Source organism: Halomonas litopenaei, assembly GCF_003045775.1.
In the GTDB taxonomy this organism is placed as follows: Bacteria; Pseudomonadota; Gammaproteobacteria; order Pseudomonadales; family Halomonadaceae; genus Halomonas; species Halomonas litopenaei.
In genome coordinates this window covers 1-25,687 of sequence record NZ_PXNS01000024.1, presented here as the reverse complement: position 1 = coordinate 25,687, position 25,687 = coordinate 1, and the positions used below count along the sequence as shown (strand labels likewise).

At 61.4% G+C, this 25,687-nt stretch carries 32 protein-coding genes and 1 tRNA gene; all 33 read right to left on the bottom strand.

The features are described 5' to 3' along the window. Window position 1 precedes the first annotated feature (1 nt). The 33 genes from rpmD to C6W88_RS20855 all read right to left on the bottom strand — a co-directional run bounded on the left by rpmD (window position 2) and on the right by C6W88_RS20855 (window position 25,569). Window positions 2–184 carry a 50S ribosomal protein L30 gene (rpmD, locus tag C6W88_RS21015; RefSeq protein WP_045990844.1) on the bottom strand — a complete coding sequence of 61 codons (183 nt, stop codon included), beginning with the start codon at window positions 182–184 and terminating at the stop codon, window positions 2–4. Window positions 185–190: 6 nt separating this feature from the next. After that, window positions 191–691, bottom strand: a complete 501-nt coding sequence (gene rpsE, locus C6W88_RS21010) for a 30S ribosomal protein S5 (protein ID WP_045990845.1) — start codon at window positions 689–691, stop codon at window positions 191–193. Between the two features lie 11 nt (window positions 692–702). Continuing rightward, complete coding sequence (rplR, locus tag C6W88_RS21005) at window positions 703–1,053, bottom strand: 50S ribosomal protein L18 (RefSeq protein ID WP_045990846.1); 351 nt, start codon at window positions 1,051–1,053, stop codon at window positions 703–705. A 9-nt stretch (window positions 1,054–1,062) separates the two neighbouring features. Further along, window positions 1,063–1,593: a 50S ribosomal protein L6 gene (gene rplF, locus C6W88_RS21000; RefSeq protein ID WP_045990847.1), complete on the bottom strand. Its 531-nt coding sequence runs from the start codon at window positions 1,591–1,593 to the stop codon at window positions 1,063–1,065. A 9-nt stretch (window positions 1,594–1,602) separates the two neighbouring features. After that, window positions 1,603–1,995 carry a 30S ribosomal protein S8 gene (gene rpsH / locus C6W88_RS20995; RefSeq protein WP_045990848.1) on the bottom strand — a complete coding sequence of 131 codons (393 nt, stop codon included), beginning with the start codon at window positions 1,993–1,995 and terminating at the stop codon, window positions 1,603–1,605. Window positions 1,996–2,027: 32 nt separating this feature from the next. Then, window positions 2,028–2,333: a 30S ribosomal protein S14 gene (rpsN, locus tag C6W88_RS20990; RefSeq protein ID WP_045990849.1), complete on the bottom strand. Its 306-nt coding sequence runs from the start codon at window positions 2,331–2,333 to the stop codon at window positions 2,028–2,030. 10 nt (window positions 2,334–2,343) lie between these two features. Further along, entirely contained in the window at window positions 2,344–2,883 is a 540-nt protein-coding gene (rplE, locus tag C6W88_RS20985) for a 50S ribosomal protein L5 (RefSeq protein WP_045990850.1), read from the bottom strand. A gap of 18 nt (window positions 2,884–2,901) precedes the next feature. Beyond that, entirely contained in the window at window positions 2,902–3,219 is a 318-nt protein-coding gene (gene rplX / locus C6W88_RS20980; protein WP_045990851.1) for a 50S ribosomal protein L24, read from the bottom strand. A gap of 14 nt (window positions 3,220–3,233) precedes the next feature. Next, on the bottom strand, window positions 3,234–3,605 hold the full coding sequence (gene rplN / locus C6W88_RS20975) for a 50S ribosomal protein L14 (protein WP_009723896.1): 372 nt from the start codon (window positions 3,603–3,605) through the stop codon (window positions 3,234–3,236). A gap of 48 nt (window positions 3,606–3,653) precedes the next feature. After that, entirely contained in the window at window positions 3,654–3,914 is a 261-nt protein-coding gene (gene rpsQ, locus C6W88_RS20970) for a 30S ribosomal protein S17 (RefSeq protein ID WP_045990852.1), read from the bottom strand. A gap of 1 nt (window position 3,915) precedes the next feature. Next, window positions 3,916–4,107 carry a 50S ribosomal protein L29 gene (gene rpmC, locus C6W88_RS20965; RefSeq protein WP_045990853.1) on the bottom strand — a complete coding sequence of 64 codons (192 nt, stop codon included), beginning with the start codon at window positions 4,105–4,107 and terminating at the stop codon, window positions 3,916–3,918. Next, complete coding sequence (rplP, locus tag C6W88_RS20960) at window positions 4,107–4,520, bottom strand: 50S ribosomal protein L16 (RefSeq protein ID WP_045990854.1); 414 nt, start codon at window positions 4,518–4,520, stop codon at window positions 4,107–4,109. Before rplP ends, rpmC begins: the two co-directional genes overlap by 1 nt. Window positions 4,521–4,535: 15 nt before the next feature. Continuing rightward, window positions 4,536–5,234: a 30S ribosomal protein S3 gene (gene rpsC, locus C6W88_RS20955; RefSeq protein ID WP_045990855.1), complete on the bottom strand. Its 699-nt coding sequence runs from the start codon at window positions 5,232–5,234 to the stop codon at window positions 4,536–4,538. Between the two features lie 11 nt (window positions 5,235–5,245). Beyond that, window positions 5,246–5,578, bottom strand: coding sequence for a 50S ribosomal protein L22 (gene rplV / locus C6W88_RS20950; protein ID WP_045990856.1), 333 nt, complete (start codon window positions 5,576–5,578; stop codon window positions 5,246–5,248). Between the two features lie 18 nt (window positions 5,579–5,596). Beyond that, entirely contained in the window at window positions 5,597–5,872 is a 276-nt protein-coding gene (rpsS, locus tag C6W88_RS20945) for a 30S ribosomal protein S19 (protein WP_045990857.1), read from the bottom strand. Between the two features lie 33 nt (window positions 5,873–5,905). Next, the gene (rplB, locus tag C6W88_RS20940; RefSeq protein WP_108133879.1) at window positions 5,906–6,736 is read right to left on the bottom strand and encodes a 50S ribosomal protein L2; all 831 of its coding nucleotides are present in this window, start codon (window positions 6,734–6,736) and stop codon (window positions 5,906–5,908) included. Between the two features lie 17 nt (window positions 6,737–6,753). Next, the gene (rplW, locus tag C6W88_RS20935) at window positions 6,754–7,050 is read right to left on the bottom strand and encodes a 50S ribosomal protein L23 (RefSeq protein WP_045990859.1); all 297 of its coding nucleotides are present in this window, start codon (window positions 7,048–7,050) and stop codon (window positions 6,754–6,756) included. Continuing rightward, window positions 7,047–7,655 carry a 50S ribosomal protein L4 gene (gene rplD / locus C6W88_RS20930; protein ID WP_045990860.1) on the bottom strand — a complete coding sequence of 203 codons (609 nt, stop codon included), beginning with the start codon at window positions 7,653–7,655 and terminating at the stop codon, window positions 7,047–7,049. Before rplD ends, rplW begins: the two co-directional genes overlap by 4 nt. A gap of 14 nt (window positions 7,656–7,669) precedes the next feature. Then, window positions 7,670–8,308, bottom strand: coding sequence for a 50S ribosomal protein L3 (gene rplC, locus C6W88_RS20925; RefSeq protein ID WP_045990861.1), 639 nt, complete (start codon window positions 8,306–8,308; stop codon window positions 7,670–7,672). 152 nt (window positions 8,309–8,460) lie between these two features. Further along, a complete protein-coding gene (gene rpsJ / locus C6W88_RS20920; RefSeq protein WP_045990862.1) occupies window positions 8,461–8,772 on the bottom strand; it encodes a 30S ribosomal protein S10 in 312 nt (103 codons plus the stop codon). 160 nt (window positions 8,773–8,932) lie between these two features. After that, window positions 8,933–10,126 carry an elongation factor Tu gene (tuf, locus tag C6W88_RS20915; protein ID WP_045990863.1) on the bottom strand — a complete coding sequence of 398 codons (1,194 nt, stop codon included), beginning with the start codon at window positions 10,124–10,126 and terminating at the stop codon, window positions 8,933–8,935. A gap of 28 nt (window positions 10,127–10,154) precedes the next feature. Beyond that, window positions 10,155–12,275: an elongation factor G gene (fusA, locus tag C6W88_RS20910; protein WP_045990864.1), complete on the bottom strand. Its 2,121-nt coding sequence runs from the start codon at window positions 12,273–12,275 to the stop codon at window positions 10,155–10,157. A gap of 30 nt (window positions 12,276–12,305) precedes the next feature. Beyond that, window positions 12,306–12,776 carry a 30S ribosomal protein S7 gene (gene rpsG / locus C6W88_RS20905; RefSeq protein ID WP_023007554.1) on the bottom strand — a complete coding sequence of 157 codons (471 nt, stop codon included), beginning with the start codon at window positions 12,774–12,776 and terminating at the stop codon, window positions 12,306–12,308. Window positions 12,777–12,888: 112 nt separating this feature from the next. Next, entirely contained in the window at window positions 12,889–13,263 is a 375-nt protein-coding gene (gene rpsL, locus C6W88_RS20900) for a 30S ribosomal protein S12 (RefSeq protein WP_045990865.1), read from the bottom strand. A gap of 148 nt (window positions 13,264–13,411) precedes the next feature. Continuing rightward, window positions 13,412–17,629 (bottom strand): DNA-directed RNA polymerase subunit beta', encoded by a 4,218-nt coding sequence (gene rpoC, locus C6W88_RS20895; RefSeq protein WP_045990866.1) that lies wholly within the window; start codon window positions 17,627–17,629, stop codon window positions 13,412–13,414. 87 nt (window positions 17,630–17,716) lie between these two features. Beyond that, window positions 17,717–21,796 carry a DNA-directed RNA polymerase subunit beta gene (gene rpoB, locus C6W88_RS20890; protein ID WP_108133878.1) on the bottom strand — a complete coding sequence of 1,360 codons (4,080 nt, stop codon included), beginning with the start codon at window positions 21,794–21,796 and terminating at the stop codon, window positions 17,717–17,719. A gap of 234 nt (window positions 21,797–22,030) precedes the next feature. Next, complete coding sequence (gene rplL / locus C6W88_RS20885) at window positions 22,031–22,405, bottom strand: 50S ribosomal protein L7/L12 (RefSeq protein ID WP_108133877.1); 375 nt, start codon at window positions 22,403–22,405, stop codon at window positions 22,031–22,033. A gap of 80 nt (window positions 22,406–22,485) precedes the next feature. Beyond that, window positions 22,486–22,989 (bottom strand): 50S ribosomal protein L10, encoded by a 504-nt coding sequence (gene rplJ / locus C6W88_RS20880; protein ID WP_045990869.1) that lies wholly within the window; start codon window positions 22,987–22,989, stop codon window positions 22,486–22,488. Between the two features lie 253 nt (window positions 22,990–23,242). Then, window positions 23,243–23,935, bottom strand: coding sequence for a 50S ribosomal protein L1 (gene rplA / locus C6W88_RS20875; RefSeq protein ID WP_045990870.1), 693 nt, complete (start codon window positions 23,933–23,935; stop codon window positions 23,243–23,245). A gap of 2 nt (window positions 23,936–23,937) precedes the next feature. Continuing rightward, window positions 23,938–24,369, bottom strand: a complete 432-nt coding sequence (rplK, locus tag C6W88_RS20870) for a 50S ribosomal protein L11 (RefSeq protein ID WP_045990871.1) — start codon at window positions 24,367–24,369, stop codon at window positions 23,938–23,940. A gap of 141 nt (window positions 24,370–24,510) precedes the next feature. Beyond that, a complete protein-coding gene (gene nusG / locus C6W88_RS20865; protein WP_045990872.1) occupies window positions 24,511–25,044 on the bottom strand; it encodes a transcription termination/antitermination protein NusG in 534 nt (177 codons plus the stop codon). Between the two features lie 8 nt (window positions 25,045–25,052). After that, complete coding sequence (secE, locus tag C6W88_RS20860) at window positions 25,053–25,421, bottom strand: preprotein translocase subunit SecE (RefSeq protein WP_045990873.1); 369 nt, start codon at window positions 25,419–25,421, stop codon at window positions 25,053–25,055. A 72-nt stretch (window positions 25,422–25,493) separates the two neighbouring features. Then, window positions 25,494–25,569: transfer RNA gene (locus tag C6W88_RS20855), tRNA-Trp, on the bottom strand. Window positions 25,570–25,687 lie beyond the last annotated feature (118 nt).

Genomic DNA, 25,687 nt, shown 5'->3' with positions numbered 1-25,687 from the left:
ATTACTCTCCCTCAACACGCACAAGGTAGTTGACCTTGTGGATCATGCCGCGAACGGCAGGGGTGTCTTCCAGTTCAACCGTGTGACCGATGCGGCGCAGGCCGAGGCCCTTCATGGTGGCCTTGTGCTTGGCCAACGTGCCGATGGTGCTGCGGGTCTGGGTAACCTTGATCGTAGCTGCCATGGTGTATTACCCCGTGATCGCTTCGACTGAGAGACCGCGCTTGGCGGCCACGTCTTCCGGCGACTGCATGGAAGCCAGGCCATTCACGGTCGCACGGACCACGTTCACCGGATTGGTGGAGCCATAGCACTTGGCCAGGACGTTGTGCACGCCGGCCAATTCCAGCACGGAGCGCATGGCGCCGCCGGCGATGATACCAGTACCGTCAGAGGCCGGCTGCATGTACACCTTGGAGGCGCCATGACGAGCCTTGACCGGATACTGGAGGGTACCGCCGACCAGGTTCACCTTGATCATGTTGCGGCGCGCCTGGTCCATCGCCTTCTGAATCGCGACCGGCACTTCACGTGCCTTGCCACGACCGAAGCCGACGCGACCGTTACCGTCGCCCACGACAGTCAGAGCGGTGAAGCCGAAAATACGGCCACCCTTGACCACCTTGGCGACACGGTTGACCTGCACGAGCTTTTCCTGCAGATCGCCGTTTTGCTGTTCGTTCTTCGCCATCGTAAAACCCTTTAGAATTCCAGGCCGCCTTCACGTGCGGCGTCGGCCAGGGCCTTCACACGACCGTGGTACTTGAAGCCAGCGCGGTCGAAGGCCACCTGGGTGATGCCCGCTTCCTTGGCGCGTTCAGCGATCAGCGCACCAACTTTGGCTGCGGCGTCTGCATTGCCGGTCGAACCCTCGCGCAGGCTCTTGTCCAGCGTGGAAGCGCTGGCCAGGACCTTGCCACCATCCGGCGAGATAATCTGCGCGTAGATGTGACGGGGGGTACGATTGACGCACAGGCGAGACACGCCCAGCTCGCGGATCTTCGCGCGAGCGCGGCGGGCACGACGGAGACGAGATTCTTTCTTCGCGTTCATAACCCTGCCTTACTTCTTCTTGGCTTCTTTACGGCGGACCTGCTCATCCGCGTAACGCACACCCTTGCCCTTGTAGGGTTCAGGCGGACGGAAAGCGCGGATTTCCGCTGCGACCTGGCCGAGCTTCTGCTTGTCCGCGCTCTTCAGCACGATGACGGTGTTCTTCGGCGTTTCCGCCGTGACACCTTCAGGCAGTTGATAGTCGACCGGGTGAGAGAAGCCCAGTGTCAGGTTGAGCGTCTGGCCTTTCGCTTGAGCGCGATAACCGACGCCGATGATTTCGAGAGACTTGGTAAAGCCCTCGGACACGCCGGTGACCAGGTTCTGAACCAGGGCACGGGTGGTGCCGACCATGGCCCAGCTCTTAGCAGATTTGCTCGGCTGGAAGGTCAGCTGGCCATCTTCCTGCGCGACCACGACATCGTCGTGAACGGGCATGGAGAGGGTGCCCTGACCGCCTTTGGCGGTCAGCGTGGCGCCGTCGATCTTGACCTCGACGCCAGCGGGCACTTTAACCGGATATTTGGCTACGCGGGACATTCCAAACTCCTAGAATACGGTGCAGAGGACTTCGCCGCCGACACCAGCCTGACGCGCGGCACGATCGGTCATCACACCCTTGGAGGTGGTGACGATCGCGACACCCAGGCCATCGGCGACCTTCGGCAGCGCATCCTTGCCCTTGTAACTACGCAGGGACGGCTTGGAAACCCGCTGCAGATGCTCGATGACCGGCTTGCCTTCGAAGTACTTGAGGCTGACGGTCAGCTCGGGCTTGGCTGATTCGCTCACGGCGAAGTCAGTGATGTAACCCTCTTCTTTCAGCACGCGGGCCACTTCAACCTTGATCTTGGAGGACGGCATGGTGACCGTCTCCTTGGTGGCCTGCTGCGCATTGCGGATACGGGTAAACATATCCGCCAGAGTGTCTTGCATGCTCATTTAACTTGCGCTCCTGATGATTCTACGTGGCGTTACCAGCTGGACTTCTTCAGTCCGGGCACGTCGCCACGCATGGCGGCTTCACGCAGCTTGTTACGACCGAGGCCGAACTTGTTGTAGTAGCCGTGCGGACGGCCAGTCACGCGGCAGCGGTTACGCTGACGCACGGGGCTGGAGTCACGCGGCAGCGACTGCAACTTCAGCTGCGCATCGAAGCGCTCCTCATCGGAGCTGTTCACGTCCTGGATGATCGCCTTGAGCTCGGCACGCTTGGCAGCATACTTCTCAACCAGTTGCGTGCGCTTCAGCTCACGCTCAATCATGCTCTTCTTTGCCATGATCCCACCCCTATTTCTTGAACGGGAAGTTCAGTGCACTCAAGAGCGCACGACCTTCGTCATCGGTGTTGGCAGTGGTGGTGATGGTGACATCCAGACCACGAATCCGGTCGATCTTATCATACTCGATCTCCGGGAAGATGATCTGCTCACGCACCCCCATGCTGTAGTTGCCACGACCGTCGAAGGACTTCGGGTTGAGACCACGGAAGTCACGAACGCGGGGGATCGCGATATTCACCAGGCGATCGAGGAAGTCCCACATGCGCTCACTGCGCAGTGTGACCTTCACGCCGATCGGCCAGCCTTCACGCACCTTGAAGCCCGCGATGGACTTACGTGCCTTGGTCACCATCGGCTTCTGACCGGAGAGTTTCTCCAGGTCGCCGACGGCAGCGTCGATCAGCTTTTTATCGCTGGTCGCTTCGCCGATACCCATGTTCAGAGTCACCTTGGTGATCCGGGGTACCTGCATAACGTTGGCGTAGCTGAACTGCTCTTTCAGTTGAGCCACCACCTCGTTTTGATAACGTTCTTTCAAGTTCGCCATTTTGCTACCCGACTCGCGTTAGGCGTCGATCTGCGCTTGCGTCGACTTGTAGATACGTACCTTGGTACCGTCTTCCTTGATCTGGAAGCCGACGCGATCCGCCTTACCGGTCTCCTGATTGAAGATGGCTACGTTGGACGCGTGAATCGGAGCCTCGCGCTCGACGATACCGCCCTGATTGCCGGCCATGGGGTTCGGCTTGGTGTGACGCTTGATCATGTTCACACCCGCTACCACGAACCGCTCGTCCTTGAGGACGCGCTTCACGGTACCGCGCTTACCCTTGTCCTTGCCGGCGATGACGATCACTTCATCATCACGTTTGATCTTTTGCATGTCGCCTCGCTCCCTTACAGCACTTCAGGCGCTAAGGAAATGATCTTCATGAACTTCTCGTTGCGAAGTTCACGCGTCACCGGCCCGAAGATACGGGTACCGATCGGCTGCTCGTTGGTGTTGTTCAACAAGACGGCCGCATTTCCATCGAAGCGAATCAGCGAACCGTCGCTGCGACGGACGCCACTGCGGGTCCGGACAACTACCGCTTTCAGCACCTGGCCTTTCTTGACCTTGCCGCGCGGAATAGCTTCCTTCACCGTGACCTTGATGACGTCACCAACGCGAGCGTAGCGGCGGTGTGAACCACCCAGCACCTTGATGCACTGCACCCGGCGCGCTCCGCTGTTGTCGGCGACATCCAGCATTGTCTGAGTCTGAATCATCGGTTTTCTCCAAACCTAAACTGACTGCACGAGGTTAAGGCCGTGGCCTTAACCCTTGGCCTGTTCGACAACCTCGACCAGGGTCCAGGCCTTCTTCTTGGACAGCGGACGGCATTCCTGGATGGATACCGTGTCACCGGCCTTGGCCTGGTTGGTCTCGTCGTGGGCGTGCAGCTTGGTGGAGCGCTTAACGTATTTGCCGTAGATCGGGTGGCGCTCACGACGCTCGATCATTACAACGATGGACTTGTCCATCTTGTCACTCACCACCTTGCCGGTGAGCGTACGGGCTTTTTTCTCTTCGGCCATCTCAGACACCTGCCTTCTCGTTGAGCACAGTCTTCACGCGGGCGATATCCCGACGAACCTGCTTGAGCAGATGAGTCTGGCTCAGCTGGCCGGTGGCCTTCTGCATGCGCAGGTTGAACTGCTCGCGGAGGAGTTCGAGGAGCTGCTCGTTGAGCTGCTCGGCGGACTTTTCACGAATTTCCTGGGCTTTCATCACATCACCGTCCGTTTCACAAAGGTGGTGGAGACCGGGAATTTCTGGGCGGCCAGTGCGAAAGCTTCGCGGGCCAGTTCCTCGGAAACGCCTTCGATCTCGTAAAGGACACGACCGGGCTGGATCTGTGCGACCCAGTACTCGACGGAGCCCTTACCTTTACCCATCCGGACTTCCAGGGGCTTCTTGGAAATCGGCTTGTCCGGGAAGACACGGATCCAGATCTTGCCGCCACGCTTGACGTGACGGGTGATGGCACGACGGCCAGCTTCGATCTGACGGGCGGTGACACGACCGCGGCCGGTGGCCTTGAGGCCGAACTCGCCGAAGCTCACTTTGCTTCCGCGATGCGCCAGGCCACGGTTGCGGCCCTTCTGCACCTTACGGAATTTTGTACGCTTGGGTTGTAACATCGAATCGCTCTCCCCTTACCTGGAACCTTTCTTCTTGGAGGGCGCTGCCTGGCTCTGCTTCGCCTTGGCGCGGACCTCCTCGATGCCCCCGAGGATTTCACCCTTGAAGACCCAGACCTTGACACCGATGATGCCGTAGGTGGTCTTTGCTTCGTAGGTGGCGTAATCGATGTCCGCACGCAGGGTATGCAGCGGAACACGACCTTCGCGGTACCACTCGGTGCGGGCAATTTCCGCGCCGCCGAGGCGACCGGAGAGCTGCACCTTGATGCCGCCAGCGCCCAGACGCATGGCGTTCTGGACAGCGCGCTTCATGGCGCGACGGAACATCACACGGCGCTCGAGCTGGCCGGCAATGTTCTGTGCGACGAGCTGAGCATCCAGCTCGGGCTTGCGAACTTCCTCGATGTTGACGTGAACAGGCACGCCCATCATCTCGGTGACGTCGCGACGCAGGCGATCGACATCTTCGCCCTTCTTGCCAATCACGATACCCGGACGGGCAGTGTGAATGGTGATGCGCGCGTTGTTCGCGGGACGCTCGATGGTGATCTTGCTAACGGAGGCGTTTTTCAGACGCTCTTCCAGGAAGCTACGCACCGCGAGGTCGTTGTTGAGCTTATCGGCATAGGCGCCGCGCTCGGCGTACCAGACAGAGGTATGGTCTTTGACGATACCCAGTCGGATGCCTGTCGGATTGACTTTCTGACCCATCTGGTCGACTCCTACTTCTCGGCTACCTTGACGGTGATGTGGCAAGTGCGCTTCAAAATGCGATCCGCACGGCCTTTGGCGCGCGGACGGATGCGCTTGAGCGTCGTACCCTCATCGACACAGATGGTCGAGACGCGCAGCTCGTCGATGTCCATGCCGTTGTTTTCTTCCGCATTCGCGATGGCGGACTGCAGCACCTTCTTGACCAGCTTGGCCGCCTTCTTCGGTGAGAAGGTCAGCAGGTCGATTGCTTCGGCGACAGGCTTACCGCGCACCTGATCAGCCACCAAACGGGCCTTCTGGGCGGATAAACTGGCGCCACGCAGCTTTGCTGTGACTTCCATCTCTTAATCCTCTCTGGCTTACCGTTTGGCTTTCTTATCCGCCGCATGGCCGCGATAGGTGCGGGTAGCAGCGAATTCGCCCAGCTTGTGGCCAACCATTTCCTCGGAGACGTGCACCGGGACGTGTTGGCGACCGTTATGGACTGCAATGGTGAGCCCGACCATGTTGGGCAGGACCATTGAACGACGCGACCAGGTCTTGATCGGTTTGCGATCGTTCTTTTCCGCTGCAGTCTCAACCTTTTTCAGCAGATGAAGGTCTACAAAAGGACCTTTCTTCAGTGAACGTGGCACAGCCGTTACCTCTTAATGTCTTGGCGTGGGATCTTAACCGCGAGCCTTGCGGCGGCGGACGATCAGCTTGTCGGTGCGCTTGTTCTTGCGGGTCTTGTGGCCCTTGGTGGGCATACCCCACGGGGACACCGGATGACGACCACCGCTGGTGCGGCCTTCACCACCACCGTGCGGGTGATCCACCGGGTTCATCGCGACACCGCGAACAGTCGGGCGCACACCTCTCCAGCGCTTTGCACCGGCCTTGCCAAGTTGACGCAGGCTGTGCTCGGAATTGCTCACCTCACCCAGGGTCGCGCGGCACTCGGCCAGCACCTTGCGCATCTCGCCGGAGCGCAGACGCAGGGTGGCGTAGTTGCCTTCACGAGCCACCAGCTGGGCGCTGGTACCGGCGCTGCGTGCGATCTGAGCACCCTTGCCAGGCTTCAGTTCGATGCAGTGCACCGTGGAACCCAGCGGGATGTTGCGCAGCGGCAGTGCGTTGCCCTTCTTGATCGGCGCATTGACGCCGGACTCGAGGCGATCACCGGCACTCACGCCCTTGGGGGCGATGATGTAGCGACGCTCACCGTCGATGTACTTCAGCAGCGCGATGTGGGCGCTACGGTTCGGGTCATGCTCCAGGCGCTCGACGATGGCCGGAACGCCATCCTTGGTGCGCTTGAAGTCGATGATCCGATAGTGGTTGCGATGACCACCGCCGACGTGGCGAGTGGTGATGCGACCCTGGTTGTTACGACCACCGGACTTGGACTGCTTCTCGAGCAACGGCGCGTAAGCGCGGCCCTTGTACAGTTCCTCACCAACAATCTTGACGACGTGGCGACGACCGGCGGATGTGGGTTTTGTCTTGACGATTGCCATGATCCGTACTCCTGCCTTTACTCGGCGCCAGAGAAGTCTTCAAGCGTCTCGCCGGCGGCCAGTGTCACGTACGCCTTGCGATAACCCTTGCGCATACCAACACCATGCGCGGTGCGCTTGGTCTTGCCCTTCACGTTCAGAACAGAAACGCGATCGACCTTCTTGCCGAACAGCTCCTGGACGGCAGCCTTGATCTCGGGCTTGGTTGCGTCACTCGCCACCTTGAACACGTACTGGTTACGCTCGGCGGCCATGGCGGCCTTCTCGGTCACGTGCGGACCAAGCAGAACCTTGAATACACGCTCCTGGTTCATGCCAGCTTCTCCTCGAATTTGCGCAGTGCGGAGACGGTAGCCAGGACCTTGTCGAAGGCGACCAGGCTGACCGGGTCGGCGGCGGCGACGTCCACCACATCCACGTTGGGGATGTTGCGGGCTGCCAGGTACAGGTTCTCGTCGACTTCTTCGGTGACGATCAGCACCTTCTCCAGGCCCAGGTCGGAAAGCTTGGCGACCAGCTGCTTGGTTTTGGGTGACTCGACAGAGAAGGCATCAACGGCAACAAGACGCTCCTGACGGACCAGCTCGGACAGAATCGAGCGCATGGCCGCACGGTACATCTTGCGGTTGACCTTCTGGGAGTGGTCCTGCGGACGGGCCGCGAAGGTCACACCACCGCTGCGCCAGATCGGCGAGCGAATGGTACCGGCGCGAGCGCGACCGGTGCCCTTCTGGCGCCACGGCTTCTTGCCGCCGCCACGGACGTCGGAGCGGTTCTTCTGGGCGCGGGTGCCCTGACGACCACCAGCCAGATAGGCGGTGACGACCTGGTGCACGAGCGCTTCGTTGAATTCTTTGCCAAAGGTAGCGTCGGACAGCTCAACGGTCCCGGCGCTTGCACCTGCAAGATTCAGATTCATTGGAAAGTTCCCCTTCAGCCAGCTTTGACGGCGCTGCGCACGATGACATCACTGCCGGTAGCACCAGGAACGGCGCCTTTGATCAGCAGCAGGTTGCGCTCGGCATCGACACGGACGATTTCCAGGCTCTGAACGGTGCAACGTGCGTTGCCCATCTGGCCGGCCATCTTCTTGCCCTTGAACACGCGGCCCGGGGTCTGGCACATGCCGATGGAACCCGGAGCACGGTGGGACAGAGAGTTACCGTGGCTGTTGTCCTGGGTACGGAAGTTCCAGCGCTTCACTGCGCCCTGGAAGCCCTTACCCTTGGAGGTGCCGGTCACGTCAACGCTTTGACCAGCTTCGAAGAGGGATACGGTGAGTTCGCCGCCCACTTCCGGAGCTTCGTCGCCTTCGCTCAGGCGGAACTCCATCAGGGAACGACCAGCCTCGACACCTGCCTTGGCGTACAGGCCAGCTTGGGCCTTGGACAGATGCTTGGCTTTGCGGGAGCCGGTTGTCACCTGGACCGCGGCGTAGCCGTCGGATTCGACAGACTTCACGCAGGTCACGCGGTTGGGATCAACCTCGATAACGGTTACGGGCACAGACGCGCCGTCTTCGGTGAAGACACGGGTCATGCCGGCCTTCCTACCGACCAAACCGATAGTCATGCTTAGTCTCCTTTAGTGTACGGGGCTATCACCCGCTATGGCTGCCCTTTCCAGAGCATTCCACTAGCACGTTGTGTAACGCCATCCCGGCGTGGCGGCTGCTGAACCTCTACTGGGTGAGAGGGACGCTGGGCCGCGAGTGTCTAGTGATATCAGTCGAGCTTGATTTGCACGTCCACGCCAGCGGCGAGGTCGAGCTTCATCAGGGCATCAACGGTCTTCTCGGTCGGCTCGACGATGTCGAGCACACGCTTGTGGGTACGAATCTCGTACTGATCACGGGCGTCCTTGTTCACGTGCGGGGAAACCAGCACGGTGTAACGCTCGCGATTGGTCGGCAGAGGAATCGGACCACGAACCTGGGCGCCGGTACGCTTGGCGGTTTCAACAATCTCCGCGGCGGACTGGTCGATCAGGCGATGGTCGAAAGCCTTCAACCGAATGCGAATCTTCTGGTTCTGCATTTGCCCTAACTCCAATGGAACTTGACGGCGCGAGCCGTCAACCCACGCATTCAAAGGATGCGCATTATATGCGCCGCGCCATCGAGAGTCAAACCCTCAATGACGATGCGCAGAAAAGGGGGCTCCTTGCGGAGCCCCCTTCGGTGATCACCGGTCTGATTTAGACCAGGATCTTGGCCACGACGCCAGCGCCGACGGTACGGCCGCCTTCGCGGATGGCGAAGCGCAGACCTTCGTCCATGGCGATCGGAGCGATCAGGTTGACGACCATCTGGACGTTGTCGCCCGGCATGACCATCTCGACGCCTTCCGGCAGTTCACAGGTACCGGTGATGTCGGTGGTACGGAAGTAGAACTGCGGACGGTAGCCCTTGAAGAACGGAGTGTGACGACCACCCTCGTCCTTGCTCAGCACGTACACTTCCGCCTCGAACTGGGTGTGCGGAGTGATGGTGCCCGGCTTGGCCAGAACCTGACCACGCTCGACTTCGTCACGCTTGGTACCACGCAGCAGGGCACCGACGTTCTCGCCAGCACGACCTTCGTCGAGCAGCTTACGGAACATCTCGACACCGGTAACGGTAGTCTTGGTGGTGTCCTTGATACCAACGATCTCGATCTCTTCGCCCGGCTTGACGATGCCGCGCTCGACACGACCGGTCACAACGGTACCGCGACCAGAGATGGAGAACACGTCTTCGATCGGCATCAGGAACGGCTGGTCGACAGCACGCTCCGGCTCGGGGATGTAAGCATCCAGAGCCTTGATCAGGTTGGCAACGGCGGTAGTACCCATGCCGTTGTCGTCCTTGCCTTCCAGAGCCATCAGGGCAGAGCCGGTGATGATCGGAGTGTCGTCGCCCGGGAAGTCGTACTCGGACAGAAGTTCACGAACTTCCATCTCGACCAGCTCGAGCAGCTCTTCGTCGTCGACCATGTCGGCCTTGTTCAGGAACACGACGATGAACGGAACGCCAACCTGACGAGACAGCAGGATGTGCTCGCGAGTCTGCGGCATGGGGCCGTCAGCAGCGGAACAGACCAGGATAGCGCCGTCCATCTGGGCAGCACCGGTGATCATGTTCTTGACGTAGTCAGCGTGTCCCGGGCAGTCGACGTGAGCGTAGTGACGCTCCTCGGACTGATACTCGACGTGAGAGGTGGCGATGGTGATACCACGCTCACGCTCTTCCGGAGCATTGTCGATGGTGTCGAACTCACGCCAGTCACCGCCGAACACCTCGGCAGAAACGCGAGTCAGGGCCGCCGTCAGGGTAGTCTTGCCGTGGTCGACGTGACCGATGGTGCCGACGTTGACGTGCGGTTTGGAACGTTCGAATTTTTCCTTAGCCACTGCTATGACCTCTTTCGTTAGCTAACGGTTAACCGTTCTGGTTGATGACGGCTTCAACGACGCTGGACGGCGCCTCTTCGTAGTCCGCAAACTCCATGGTGTAGCTTGCGCGGCCCTGGGTCTGAGAGCGCAGGTCGGTTGCGTAACCGAACATCTCAGCCAGCGGCACGGTGGCGCGAATGACCTTGCCGGAGGAAGAGTCATCCATACCCTGGACCAGGCCCCGGCGGCGGTTTAGGTCGCCCATGACGTCACCCATGAATTCTTCAGGGGTCACGACCTCGACCTTCATCACCGGCTCGAGCAGAACTGCCTTGGCCTTGGGAGCGCCTTGCTTGATCGCCATGGAAGAGGCGACCTTGAACGCGGTCTCGTTGGAGTCCACGTCGTGGTAGGAACCGTCGAACAGCGTTACCTTGACGTCGATCATCGGGTAGCCCGCGATGACACCGTTCTGGAGCTGCTCATAGGCCCCTTTCTCGACGGCCGGCACGTATTCCTTCGGAACCACGCCGCCGACGATCTCGGAAGCGAACTTGAAGTGCATCTCTTCGTCGTCGCCCTTGTCTTCGGCCGTCAACGGCTCGATGCGCAGGTGTACGTGACCGTACTGACCGCGACCACCGGACTGACGAACGAACTTGCCTTCCTGCTCGACGCTCTGACGAATCGTCTCACGGTAGGCCACCTGCGGCTTGCCGATGTTCGCCTCGACCTTGAACTCGCGACGCATGCGGTCAACGATGATGTCGAGGTGAAGCTCGCCCATGCCGGAGATGATGGTCTGGCCAGTCTCTTCGTCGGTCTTGACCTGGAAGGACGGATCTTCCTGGGCCAGCTTGCCCAGTGCAATACCCATCTTTTCCTGGTCAGCCTTGGACTTCGGCTCCACGGCCACGGAGATAACCGGATCCGGGAACTCCATGCGCTCGAGAACGATCTTGTCGTTCAGGTCGCACAGGGTATCACCGGTGGTCACGTCCTTCAGGCCGATACAGGCGGCGATGTCGCCGGCCAGAACTTCCTTGATCTCCTCGCGCGAGTTGGAGTGCATCTGGACGATACGACCGACGCGCTCCTTCTTCTGCTTGACGGAGTTGTAGACGCTGTCGCCTGACTTCAGCACGCCGGAGTAGACGCGGATGAAGGTCAGGGTGCCAACGAAGGGGTCGGTCGCGATCTTGAACGCCAGCGCGGCGAAAGGCGCACTGTCATCGGCCTCACGGGTCGCGATGGTGCCGTCCTTGTCGTCGAGCTCACCTTCGATCGCCTTGACCTCGGTGGGTGACGGCATGTACTCGATGACGCCATCGAGAACGGCCTGAACGCCCTTGTTCTTGAACGCAGAGCCACAGGTGACCAGCACGATCTCGTTGTCGAGGGTACGACGACGCAGACCAGCCTTGATCTCGTCGTTGGTCAGCTCGCCCTCTTCGAGGTACTTGTCCATCAGCTCTTCGGACGCCTCGGCGGCGGCCTCGACCATCTGCTCGCGATACTCTTCGGCGGTCTCCTGGAGCTCCGCCGGGATATCGACGAGGTCGTAGTTCATCCCGAAGTTGTCTTCATCCCACAGGATGGCCTTCATCTGGATGAGGTCGATGACGCCCTTGAACTCGTCCTCGGAGCCCCAGTTGATCTGGATCGGCACGACGTTGGCGCCGAGACGATCCTTCAGCTGGTTGACGACCATGAAGAAGTCAGCGCCGCTGCGGTCCATCTTGTTGACGAACACCATGCGCGGAACTTCGTACTTGTTGGCCTGGCGCCAGACGGTCTCGGTCTGCGGCTGCACACCGGAGGAGCCACACAGCACGACGACGGCACCGTCAAGCACACGCAGGGAACGTTCGACTTCGATGGTGAAGTCAACGTGTCCAGGGGTGTCGATGATGTTGATGCGGTGCTCATCGAACTGCTTGTTCATGCCCTGCCAGAAGCAGGTGGTCGCCGCGGAGGTGATGGTGATACCACGCTCCTGCTCCTGCTCCATCCAGTCCATGGTGGCGGCGCCCTCATGGACCTCACCGACCTTGTGGGACAGACCGGTATAGAACAGGACACGCTCGGTAGTAGTCGTCTTACCGGCGTCGACGTGGGCCACGATACCGATATTGCGGTAACGCTTAAGCGGAGTCTTGCGAGCCACGATGTAACTCCCGTTGGTTGGCGATGCGCTTTAGAAGCGGTAGTGAGAGAAGGCCTTGTTGGCTTCTGCCATGCGATGCACGTCTTCACGCTTCTTGACTGCCGAACCCTTGCCTTCGGCTGCATCCAGCATTTCGCCAGCCAGACGCTGCACCATGGTCTTCTCGCCACGACGGCGAGCGGCGTCCACCAGCCAGCGCATGGCAAGCGCCTGGCGGCGGGACGGACGGACTTCGACCGGCACCTGATAGGTCGCACCGCCTACGCGGCGAGACTTCACCTCGACCATGGGCTGGATGGTTTCCAGCGCCTTGTCGAAGATTTCCAGCGGCTCTTCATTGGAACGCTCGGCAACCCTGTCCAGCGCACCATAGACGATACGCTCAGCTACGGACTTCTTGCCGCTGATCATCAGGTGGTTCATGAACTTGGCCAGACGCTCGGATCCGAACTTGGGATCCGGCAGAATCTCGCGCTTGGCCGCAACTCTTCTTCTAGGCATGATAAGCCCTCGGTTGAAGGGTCCTTCAGGTAAACCCGAGACTCGCGCTTGGCGGCTCGACCTTACTCTTATCAGACCGGGTCAAACTTGGTAATGGAAAGCGACGCAGCCCTTAGGACTTCGGACGCTTGGTGCCGTACTTGGAACGGCCCTGACGACGGTTCTGGACACCAGAGGTGTCGAGAGCGCCGCGAACGGTGTGATAACGCACACCCGGAAGGTCCTTTACTCGACCGCCACGAATCAGGACCACAGAGTGCTCCTGGAGGTTGTGGCCTTCACCGCCGATGTAAGAGGACACCTCGTAGCCGTTGGTCAGGCGCACACGGCAGACCTTCCGCAGTGCGGAGTTCGGCTTCTTCGGGGTGGTGGTGTAGACGCGGGTGCAGACGCCGCGCTTCTGCGGGCAGGCCTGAAGCGCAGGCACGTCGGTCTTCGCGGCCTGACGCTTGCGCGGCTTGCGCACGAGCTGATTAATCGTTGCCATAGCTGTTAGCTGACTCCAATGGGTTGCCTAAGCCTTTTCACAGTGGCGCGGATACACCCACCCCACTGTTAAAGGCTGCGCATTCTACTGGCTGATGCCAAGGCGCGTCAAGCCCGGAGCCGCAAAGGCTCCAGGCTTTTTGCCGACATCAGATCTCGTCGTCGTCCGAGTCCAGCGCGGTGAGCTGGGCGCCCAGCTCCTGCTCGACGTCGTAGGCCGACGGCTGGAGCAGTCGCTCGGTGTCTTCACGCTTGCGACGACGCTCCTCGTGGTGGGTCAGACCGGTGCCGGCCGGGATCAGACGTCCCACCACCACGTTTTCCTTCAGGCCGCGCAGGTAGTCGCGCTTGCCGGTGACCGCCGCTTCGGTCAGCACGCGGGTCGTCTCCTGGAAGGAGGCCGCAGAGATGAACGACTCGGTGGCCAGGCTGGCCTTGGTGATACCCAGCAGCAGGCGCTGGTACTTGGCCGGGAACTTGTCATTGGCCTGGAGCACGGCATTCTGCTCCAGCACACGGACCAGCTCGACCTGATCACCCGGAATGAAGTCGGAGTCACCGGCGTCGGTGATCTCGACCTTGCGCAGCATCTGACGCACGATCACTTCGATGTGCTTGTCGTTGATGCCAACGCCCTGCAGACGATAGACGTCCTGCACCTCGGCCACGATGTACTTGGCCAGCTCGGCGATGCCGAGCAGTCGCAGGATGTCGTGCGGGTTGCTCGGACCGTCCGAGATCACCTCGCCCTTCTCGACCGTCTCGCCCTCGAACACCGCGATCTGACGCCACTTGGGAATCAGCATCTCGAAGGGGTCGCCTTCGGACGGGGTGATGGTCAGACGACGCTTGCCCTTGGTTTCCTTGCCGAAGCTGATCACACCGCTGATCTCGGCCAGGATGGACGGCTCCTTCGGCTTGCGCGCCTCGAACAGGTCGGCGACGCGCGGCAGACCACCGGTGATGTCCTTGTTGCCGGACGCCTCCACCGGGATACGCGCGACGATCTCACCGATGCCGATGGACGAGCCATTGTCGACGGTGACGATCGCCTTGCCGGGCAGCGGGTACTGCACCGGAGTGTCGCTGCCGGAGACGGTCACCGGCTTGCCGGCGGCGTCGTTGAGCATGATCATCGGGCGCTTGTCGCGACCGGCCATCGGCCGCGCCGCGGACTCGATGATCTCGATCGAGGACAGACCGGTCATCTCGTCGACGCTGCGGTGCATGGTCAGGCCTTCGTCCATGTCGACGTAGTGCACCTGGCCTTCCGCTTCGGCGACGATCGGGTGGGTGTGCGGATCCCACTTGGCCACGGCCTGGCCGGGATCGACCGCATCACCGTCACGCACCGAAAGCTCGGCACCGTAAGGCAGCTTGTAGTACTCACGCTCGCGGCCATGCTCGTCGGCCACCGCCAGGGCGCTGGAGCGCGACACCACGACCAGCTTGCCGTCGGCGCGTTCCACGTACTTGATGTTGTGCAGGCGCACCTTGCCGCCATGCTTGACCTGGACGCTGTCCACCGCAGAGGCCCGCGAGGCGGCACCACCGATGTGGAAGGTACGCATGGTCAGCTGGGTACCCGGCTCACCGATGGACTGGGCGGCGATGACGCCGGCCGACTCACCGATGTTGACCTGGTGGCCGCGGGCCAGATCGCGCCCGTAACAGGACGAACACACACCGTGACTGGTTTCACAGGTGATGGTGCTGCGCACGATGATCTCGTCGACGCCCATGGTGTCGAGTTGCTCGCACCAGGCCTCGTCCAGCAGGGTGCCACGCGGAATCAGCACTTCGTCGGTGCTCGGGTCGATGACGTCCTGAGCGACCACACGGCCGAGTACACGCTGGGCCAGCGAGACGATGATGTCGCCGCCTTCGATGACCGGGTGCAGGGTCAGGCCACGCTCGGTGCCACAGTCGACCTCGGTGATGACCACGTCCTGGGCGACGTCGACCAGACGACGGGTCAGGTAACCGGAGTTGGCGGTCTTCAGGGCGGTATCCGCCAGACCCTTACGCGCACCGTGGGTCGAGATGAAGTACTGGAGTACGTTCAGACCTTCACGGAAGTTGGCGACGATCGGGGTCTCGATGATCGAGCCATCCGGCTTGGCCATCAGACCACGCATACCCGCCAGCTGGCGGATCTGGGCGGCGCTACCACGGGCACCGGAGTCGGCCATGATGAACACGCTGTTGAAGGAGTCCTGTTCGACTTCCTTGCCTTCGCGGTCGATCACGGTCTCCTTGGAGATGCCCGCCATCATCGCCTTGGCGACCTGGTCGTTGGCACGCGCCCAGATATCGATGACCTTGTTGTACTTCTCGCCCGCGGTCACCAGACCGGAGGAGAACTGGTCCTCGATTTCCTTGACCTCTTCCTCGGCCGCCTCGACGATCTCGGCCTTGGCGTCCGGGATGACGAAGTCGTTGACGCCGATGGAGGCGCCGGACCAGGTGGCCAGACGGAAGCCGGTGTACATCAGCTGGTCGGCGAAGATGACCGCGGCCTTGAGACCGGCGCGACGATACACTTCGTTGATCAGCTTGGAGATGGCCTTCTTCTTCATGGCCTGGTCGACCAGATCGAAGGGCACCCCTTGCGGCAGGATGCGGAACAGCAGCGCACGGCCGACGGTGGTGTCACGCAGACGGCGGTGCTCGGAGCGCTCGCCGGTCTCTTCGTCGATGTCGACCTCGTCCAGGCGCACCTTGACGCGGGCGTGCAGCGACACGTTCTGGGTGCCGAAGGCGCGCTCGACCTCGTTGAGGTCGGAGAACACCATGCCCTCGCCCTTGGCGTTGATGCGCTCGCGGGTCATGTAGTACAGACCCAGCACCACGTCCTGGGACGGCACGATGATCGGCTCGCCGTTGGCCGGTGACAGCACGTTGTTGGTGGCCATCATCAGCGCGCGCGCTTCGAGCTGGGCTTCCAGCGTCAGCGGCACGTGCACGGCCATCTGGTCACCGTCGAAGTCGGCGTTGTAGGCGGCACACACCAGCGGGTGCAGCTGGATCGCCTTGCCTTCGATCAACAGCGGCTCGAACGCCTGGATACCGAGACGGTGCAGGGTCGGGGCGCGGTTCAAAAGCACCGGGTGCTCGCGGATGACGTCGGCGAGGATGTCCCACACCTCCGGCAGCTCGCGCTCGACCATCTTCTTGGCGGCCTTGATGGTGGACGCCTGGCCGCTGGCCTGCAGCTTGGAGTAGATGAACGGCTTGAACAGCTCAAGCGCCATCTTCTTGGGCAGACCGCACTGGTGCAGACGCAGGGTCGGGCCCACGGTGATGACCGAGCGGCCGGAGTAGTCGACGCGCTTACCCAGCAGGTTCTGACGGAAACGCCCCTGCTTGCCCTTGATCATGTCGGCCAGCGACTTCAACGGACGCTTGTTGGAGCCGGTGATGGCGCGACCGCGACGACCGTTGTCGAGCAGCGCATCGACGGACTCCTGCAGCATGCGCTTCTCGTTGCGCACGATGATGTCCGGCGCATTGAGGTCGAGCAGACGCTTCAAGCGGTTGTTGCGGTTGATCACGCGACGGTACAGATCGTTGAGATCCGAGGTCGCGAAGCGGCCGCCATCCAGCGGTACCAGCGGACGCAGGTCCGGCGGCAGCACGGGCAGCACTTCCATCACCATCCACGCCGGATCGTTGCCGGAGCCCTGGAAGGCTTCGAGCAGCTTCAGACGCTTGGACAGCTTCTTGATCTTGGTCTCGGAGTTGGTCTGCGGGATCTCTTCACGCAGACGCTCGATCTCTTCCTCGAGATCGATATCCTTGAGCATCGCCTGGACGGCCTCGGCACCCATACGGGCGTCGAAGTCATCGCCGAACTCCTCGAGGGCCTCAAAGTACTGCTCGTCGTTGAGCAGCTGGCCACGCTCGAGGGTGGTCATGCCGGGATCGACGACCATGAAGCTCTCGAAATAGAGCACGCGCTCGATGTCGCGCAGGGTCATGTCCATCAGCATGCCGATGCGAGACGGCAGCGACTTCAGAAACCAGATGTGGGCGACCGGGCTAGCCAGCTCGATGTGCCCCATGCGCTCGCGGCGCACGGCGGCCTTGGTGACTTCGACGCCGCACTTTTCGCAGATGATGCCGCGGTGCTTCATGCGCTTGTACTTGCCGCACAGGCACTCGTAGTCCTTCACCGGACCGAAGATCTTGGCGCAGAACAGGCCATCACGCTCGGGCTTGAAAGTCCGGTAGTTGATGGTCTCCGGCTTCTTGACCTCGCCAAAGGACCAGGAGCGGATCATGTCCGGCGACGCGAGCGTGATCTTGATCGCGTCGAACTCGTCGGACTGTGACTGCGATTTGAGGACTTTCACCAAATCTTTCATTAGGTCGGCTCCGTTGCGGAGTTGTCATGGGCGGGGAGCTATTGCTCCCCGCGGACCGTCATTCATTGAAGCGCCTTTCGGGCCGCCTCAGCTCTCCAGTTCGATATCGATGCCCAGCGAGCGGATTTCCTTCACCAATACGTTGAAGGATTCCGGCATGCCCGCCTGCATGGTGTGATCGCCATCCACGATGCTCTTGTACATCTTGGTACGACCTTCCACGTCATCGGACTTGACCGTGAGCATTTCCTGCAGAGTGTAAGCGGCGCCGTAGGCCTCCAGGGCCCAGACCTCCATCTCACCAAAGCGCTGACCACCGAACTGCGCCTTGCCGCCCAGCGGCTGCTGGGTGACCAGCGAGTAGGAGCCGGTGGAACGCGCGTGCATCTTGTCGTCGACCAGGTGGTTGAGCTTCAGCATGTACATGTAGCCCACCGTCACCGGACGATCGAACGACTCGCCGGTACGCCCGTCATACAGGGTCATCTGGCCGGAATCCGGCAGATCGGCCAGCTTCAGCAGGTGCTTGATCTCGTGCTCCTTGGCACCGTCGAACACCGGCGTCGCCATCGGCACGCCCTTCTTCAGGTTCTTGGCCAGCGCGATGATCTCGTCATCGGACAGCGACTCGATCTCCTCGACGCGGGTACCCTGGGTGGAGTTGTAGACCTCACCGAGGAACTCGCGCAGCTGAGTGAGCTGCTGCTCGCGGGCGTCACGCAGCATGTGTTCGATCTTCACGCCGAGACCGCGGGCCGCCATGCCCAGGTGGGTCTCGAGGATCTGACCGACGTTCATCCGCGACGGTACACCCAGCGGGTTCAGCACCACGTCGATGGGCTCACCGTTGTCATCGAACGGCATGTCCTCGATCGGCATGATGGCCGAGATGACACCCTTGTTACCGTGACGGCCGGCCATCTTGTCACCCGGCTGCAGGCGACGCTTGATCGCCAGGTAGACCTTGACGATCTTGAGCACGCCCGGCGCCAGGTCGTCGCCCTGGGTGAGCTTGCGCTTCTTGTCTTCGAAACGCTCGTCCATTTCCTTGCGGCGGTTCTCGAGCTGCTCGTCGGCCTGAGCCAGCAGTTCATTGAGCTTCTCGTCCTGCATGCGCAGCTTGAACCACTGCTGACGCGGCAGCTCCTCGAGATAGTCCTCGGACAGCACGTCATCCTTGGACAGGCGCGGACCACCATTGACCGGCTGACCGGACAGGGTGCGCTTGAGACGCTCGAAGGTGGCGTCCTCGGCGATGCGGTAGGTCTCTTGCAGGTCCTTGCGCACCTCGTCGAGCTGCATCTGCTCGATGGACAGAGCGCGCGAGTCCTTCTCGACGCCGTCGCGGGTGAACACCTGAACGTCGATGACGGTGCCCTTCATGCCGGTGGGGGCACGCAGGGAGGTGTCCTTCACGTCGGACGCCTTCTCACCGAAGATCGCACGCAGCAGCTTCTCTTCCGGGGTCAGCTGGGTCTCGCCCTTGGGCGTGACCTTGCCGACCAGGATGTCGCCGGCACCGACCTCGGCACCGATGTACACCACACCGGCCTCATCCAGCTTGCCCAGTGCCGATTCACCGACGTTGGGAATATCGGAGGTGATCTCCTCCGGCCCCAGCTTGGTGTCACGGGACACACAGGTCAGTTCCTGGATGTGGATGGTAGTGAAACGGTCTTCCTGGACCACCCGCTCGGACAGCAGGATGGAGTCCTCGAAGTTGTAGCCGTTCCACGGCATGAAGGCGATGCGCATGTTCTGGCCAAGCGCCAGGTCACCCATGTCGACGGACGGACCGTCGGCCAGGATGTCACCACGCGCGACGTTGTCGCCGGGGCGAACGATCGGACGCTGGTTCTGGCAGGTGTTCTGGTTCGAACGCAGGTACTTGGTCAGGTTGTAGATGTCGACACCGGCCTCACCACCGATGATCTCGTCTTCGTTGACCCGCACCACGATGCGCTTGGCGTCGACCGAGTCGATCACGCCGCCACGACGGGCCACGGCACAGACACCGGAGTCACGGGCGACGAAGCGCTCCATGCCGGTACCGACCAGCGGCTTGTCGGCACGCAGGGTCGGCACCGCCTGACGCTGCATGTTGGCACCCATCAGGGCGCGGTTGGCGTCATCGTGCTCGAGGAACGGAATCAGTGCGGCGGCGACGGACACCACCTGGCGCGGAGACACGTCCATCAGCGTCACCTGTTCGGGACGCATGAAGGTGGTCTCGCCGCGATGACGCACCTGAACCAGGTCGTCGACCAGCTTCTTGTCGGCGTTGACGGTGGCCGAGGCCTGGGCGATGACGAAGTCACCTTCCTCGATGGCCGACAGGTGCACCACCTCGTCGGTGACCACGCCATCCACGACCTTACGGTACGGCGTCTCGAGGAAGCCGTAGCTGTTGGTGTGGCTGTAGGTCGCCAGCGAGTTGATCAGGCCGATGTTCGGACCTTCCGGCGTCTCGATCGGGCACAGACGGCCGTAGTGGGTAGCGTGAACGTCACGCACCTCGAAACCGGCGCGCTCACGGGTCAGACCACCCGGGCCGAGAGCAGACACACGACGCTTGTGGGTCACCTCGGACAGCGGGTTGTTCTGGTCCATGAACTGGGACAGCTGAGAGGAGCCGAAGAACTCCTTCACCGCAGCGGCCACCGGCTTGGCATTGATCAGGTCCTGAGGCATCAGGCCTTCGCTCTCGGCCATGGACAGACGCTCCTTGACCGCGCGCTCGACACGCACCAGGCCGACACGGAACTGGTTTTCTGCCATTTCGCCGACGCAGCGGATGCGGCGGTTGCCCAGGTGGTCGATGTCGTCGACATCGCCAAAGCCGTTACGGATGTTGATCAGCTCGCGCAGCACGTCGAGGATGTCGGTACGATCCAGCACACCGGAACCGGTGTCGGAATCACGACGCAGACGACGGTTGAACTTCATCCGGCCGACGCCGGACAGGTCATAGCGGTCTTCGCTGAAGAACAGGTTGTTGAACAGCGTCTCGGCGGCTTCCTTGGTGGGCGGCTCGCCGGGGCGCATCATGCGGTAGATCTCGACCAGCGCCTCGAGCTGGGAACCGGTGGTGTCAAGCTTGAGGGTGTCGGAGACGAAGGGACCGCAGTCCAGATCGTTGGTGTAGAGCGTCTCGATGGTGGTGATGCCGGCCTGACCGAGGGCCTCGAGCAGCTCCGGGGTGATCTCGGAGTTGCAGGGGCAGATCAGCTCGCCGGTGGCAGGGTTGATCTGGTCCTTGGCCAGGGTCTTGCCGAACAGGTAGTCCATCGGCACTTCCAGACGCTCGAGACCCGCCTTCTCCAGCTGGCGGATATGCTTCTGGGTGACACGACGCCCCTCTTCGACGATGACCTCACCGTCGGCGCCCTTGATGTCAAAGGTCGCGGTCTCGCCACGCAGGCGAGACGGCACCAGCTCCACCGAGAAGCCGGACTTCTCGATGTGGAAGGTGCTGGTGTCGAAGAACTCGTCGAGGATCTCCTCGGCGCTCATGCCCAGCGCGCGCAGCAGCACGGACGCCGGCAGTTTGCGACGACGGTCGATCCGCACGAAGACGTTGTCCTTCGGGTCGAACTCGAAGTCCAGCCAGGAGCCGCGGTAAGGAATCACGCGAGCGGAGTACAGAAGCTTACCGGAGCTGTGGCTCTTGCCCTTGTCGTGATCGAAGAACACGCCGGGACTACGGTGAAGCTGAGACACGATGACGCGCTCGGTACCGTTCACCACGAAGGTACCGTTCTCGGTCATCAGGGGGATTTCCCCCATGTAGACTTCCTGCTCCTTGATGTCCTTGATGGCCTTGTTCGACGACTCCTTGTCGTAGATGATCAGGCGAACCTTGACACGCAGAGGAGCGGAGTAGGTGACGCCGCGCAGCTGGCATTCCTTGACGTCGAAGGCCGGAGTGCCGAAACGATAGCTGACGTACTCGAGCGCAGCGTTGCCGGAGAAGCTCTCGATCGGGAACACGGACCTGAAGGCGGCGTGCAGGCCGACTTCCATGCGCTCTTCGGGAGAGCGGTCCTGCTGGAGAAAGTCGTAGTAGGAATCAAGCTGGATGGCCAGCAGGTAAGGCACATCCATCACTTGGGGCAGTTTGCCGAAATCCTTGCGGATGCGTTTTTTCTCAGTGTATGAGTAAGCCATCTGTATTCCCCAGCTTGTTCACCATGGGTGACCGATGCGTGTCGGCGCCACCCGACGGACGGTCTCCGTCAGGCGCTGACGGCAAGTCCTCGGATGAGTGACTCGCCGTCGGAATTCTGCAAGCTACAGGCCCTTGGGGGCAGGCAGCTAGTGACAACAGAAAAAGGCCGGTAGCGGGCGTCCCGCCACCAGCCGTGGAAGCTTACGCAGCGCGTAAAGCCATGGGCACAAGGATTACTTGAGCTCCACGGACGCGCCGGCTTCTTCCAGCTTCTTCTTGGCTTCTTCCGCGTCGTCCTTGCTCATCGCTTCCTTGATGGTCGCCGGCGCGCCGTCGACGGCACCCTTGGCTTCCTTCAGGCCGAGACCAGTGATCTCGCGGACGGCCTTGATGACGTTGACCTTCTTGTCGCCAGCGGAGGTCAGCACCAGGTCGAACTCGGTCTGCTCTTCGGCAGCGGCAGCTTCGCCACCAGCGCCCGGGCCAGCCACGACAGCAGCAGCGGCGCTAACGCCGAACTTCTCTTCCATGGCTTCGATCAGCTCGACGACTTCCATGACGGACATGTCGGAGACGGCGTTGATGATATCTTCTTTGGTCAGTGCCATTGTCTAGATTCCTAACTTTGCGGGCGTCTCGGTTACCCGAGAACGCGAAATGGATCGTGGTCGGTCGACAGGACGACGCCTTAAGCGGCTTCTTCCTGCTTCTGGTCGCGCAGCGCAGCGAGAGTACGAACCAGCTTGCCGGCAGAAGCTTCCTTCATGACGGACATCAGCTTGGCGATCGCCTCATCGTAGGTCGGCAGGGTCGCCAGACGGTCGATATCGCTTGCCGGGATCAGCTCACCTTCATAGGCCAGCGCCTTGACTTCGAAGTTCTTCTCATCCTTGGCGAACTCCTTGAACAGACGAGCGGCAGCGCCCGGATGTTCGTTGGAGAAGGCCAGCAGAGTCGGACCAACGAAGGTCTCTGACAGGCACTCCCAGGGAGTACCGGTCAGGGCGCGGCGTGCCAGGGTGTTGCGCACAACACGCACCTGGACGCCATTCTCGCGAGCCTGCTTGCGCAGTTCGGTCATCTTGTGGACCGCGACGCCGCGAGAGTCGGCAACTACGACGGAGAGTGCATCCTTGGCGACTTCACTGACCTCGGCAACAATTGCCTTCTTGCCTTCGAGTGCTAGTGCCACTGTGATCACTCCTTCGTGCCGGAACCCGAGGGCTCCGATGGTTACCATCTCCCCTTCCGTAGAAGAGGGGCTTCAATGATGGTGCTCACCAGATGCCTGGCGGCAACACCATCTGCGCAGGTGCCCGGGGGCGATTAAGCCGCCGGCAGACCCGAAGGTCAGGCGGCGGCGCCTGCGGTCTTTGACGGTGCCCCGCCGGCCGGGTGAATCACCCGGCACGGGGACCGCAAAGTGTCTTGCCTGTTGTGTCGCATCACACCAGCGCGGAGTGATCGACGGTCAGACCCGGGCCCATGGTGGTGGACAGGGTCATCTTCTTGAAGTACACGCCCTTGGAAGTGCTCGGCTTGAGCTTCTTCAGGTCGGCGAGCAGCGCATCCAGGTTGCCCTTGATGGCGTCGGCTTCGAAATCGACCTTGCCCAGGGTGGTGTGGATGATGCCGTTCTTGTCGGTACGGAAACGCACCTGACCGGCCTTGGCGTTCTTGACGGCGGTAGCGACGTCGGGGGTCACGGTGCCGACCTTGGGGTTCGGCATCAGGCCACGCGGACCCAGGATCTGACCCAGCTGGCCGACGACACGCATGGCGTCCGGCGAAGCGATGACCACGTCGAAGTCGAGCTGGCCTTTCTTGACCTGCTCGGCCAGGTCGTCCATACCGACGATGTCGGCACCGGCTTCCTTGGCGGCTTCTTCGTTGGCACCCTGGGTAAAGACGGCAACGCGCACGTCCTTGCCGGTACCGTTGGGCATCACGGTCGCACCGCGCACCACCTGGTCGGATTTACGCGGATCGACGCCCAGATTGATGGCGACGTCCAGCGACTCCTTGAACTTGACGGTGGACAGCTCGGAGAGCAGGGCCACGGCCTCGTCGATGGAGTAGACCTTGGTGGCGTCAACCTTGTCGCGAATCTGCTTTGCGCGCTTGGTAAGCTTTGCCATGATCAGAGACCCTCCACGTTGAGGCCCATGCTGCGGGCGCTACCGGCAATGGTACGCACCGCGGCGTCGAGATCGGCAGCCGTCATGTCCGGCTCCTTGGTCTTGGCGATCTCTTCGAGCTGCTCGCGGGTCACGGTACCGACCTTCTTCTTGTTCGGCTCACCAGAGCCGGACTTGATGCCAGCGGCCTTCTTCAGCAGCACCGCGGCGGGCGGTGTCTTGGTGACGAAGGTGAAGCTGCGGTCGGAGTAGACGGTGATGACCACGGGAGTCGGGAGACCCGGCTCGATGTTCTGCGTCTCGGCGTTGAACGCCTTGCAGAATTCCATGATGTTGACACCGTGCTGACCCAGCGCGGGACCCACGGGGGGACTCGGGTTGGCCTTACCAGCTGCAACCTGCAGCTTGATGTAAGCCTGTACTTTCTTGGCCATGATGGACTCCAGTTGGGTAGTAGCGCCTTGCGGCTCCCCGGACAAAACGGCCGCCCCTCGAGGCGACCCCTACGCACTGAAAACTTTCAGCACATGACGGCGGGCCTGCCTGAGCAGACCCACCGTAAAAAACTTGTCGACCTACTCCTTCTCGACCTGGGAAAACTCCAGCTCGACGGGAGTGGCGCGCCCGAAGATCAGCACACTGACCTGCAGACGACTCTTGTCGTAGTTGACCTCTTCGACCACGCCGTTGAAATCGGCGAAGGGGCCATCGATGACGCGCACCGACTGACCGGGCTCGAACATGGTCTTGGGACGCGGCTTTTCGGCCCCATCCCTGACGCGACTGAGAATGGCGTCGGCCTCGCGCTGGGTGATCGCCGCCGGCTTCTCCTTGGTCCCGCCGATAAAGCCCATGACACGGGGCGTCTCGTTGACCAGGTGCCAGGTCTCGTCGACCATTTCCATCTCGACCAGCACGTAGCCGGGATAGAACTTGCGCTCACTCTTGCGGCGCTTGCCGTCACGCATCTCGACGACTTCTTCGGTCGGCACCAGAATCTCACCAAAGAGATCTTCCATGCCGTGCATCTTCACGCGCTCGATCAGCGAGCGCATGACGTGCTTCTCGAAGCCGGAGTAGGCGTGGACGACGTACCAACGCTTGGACATGAAGACTCCTAACCGATGACGCCGGACATCGCCCAGCTGAGCAGCGTGTCGATCAACCAGAGCAGCAGCCCGACCACCAGCACAGCCACCAGCACGATGGCGGTGGTCTGGATGGTTTCGGGGCGCGTCGGCCAGACGACACGTTGAATTTCCTTCCTGGCGCTCTGCGCCAGCTCCACCAATTCACGCCCCTTGGTGGTGGTCAATGCGACCAGGGCAGCAACGACAGACAGGGCAACAACGCCCAGAACACGATACAGAAGCGGCTGGTCGGCAAAGTAGGTGTTGCCAACGACGGCCAGCACCAGAAGAACGACGACAACCGCCCACTTGAGCCCGTCGTGGCGCGACTCCTGCACCTCGGCGTTATGCTTCATGAAAACGAGACTCCTCAGGGCGCGGCAATCGAAACACGAAAGTATATAAAAAACTGCCAGCCTGGGGAAGACTGGCAGGCCAGGAGGGAATCGAACCCCCAACCTGCGGTTTTGGAGACCGCTGCTCTGCCAATTGAGCTACTGGCCTGTACTCGATGCAAACCACCCTTTGCGGGCAGCCTCTGCAACAGCGGGCGCCATGATAGCGAAACGGATCTCGCCTGGCAACCCCCTCCGCCCTGCAGACGCGACGGAGAAAGAAAAAG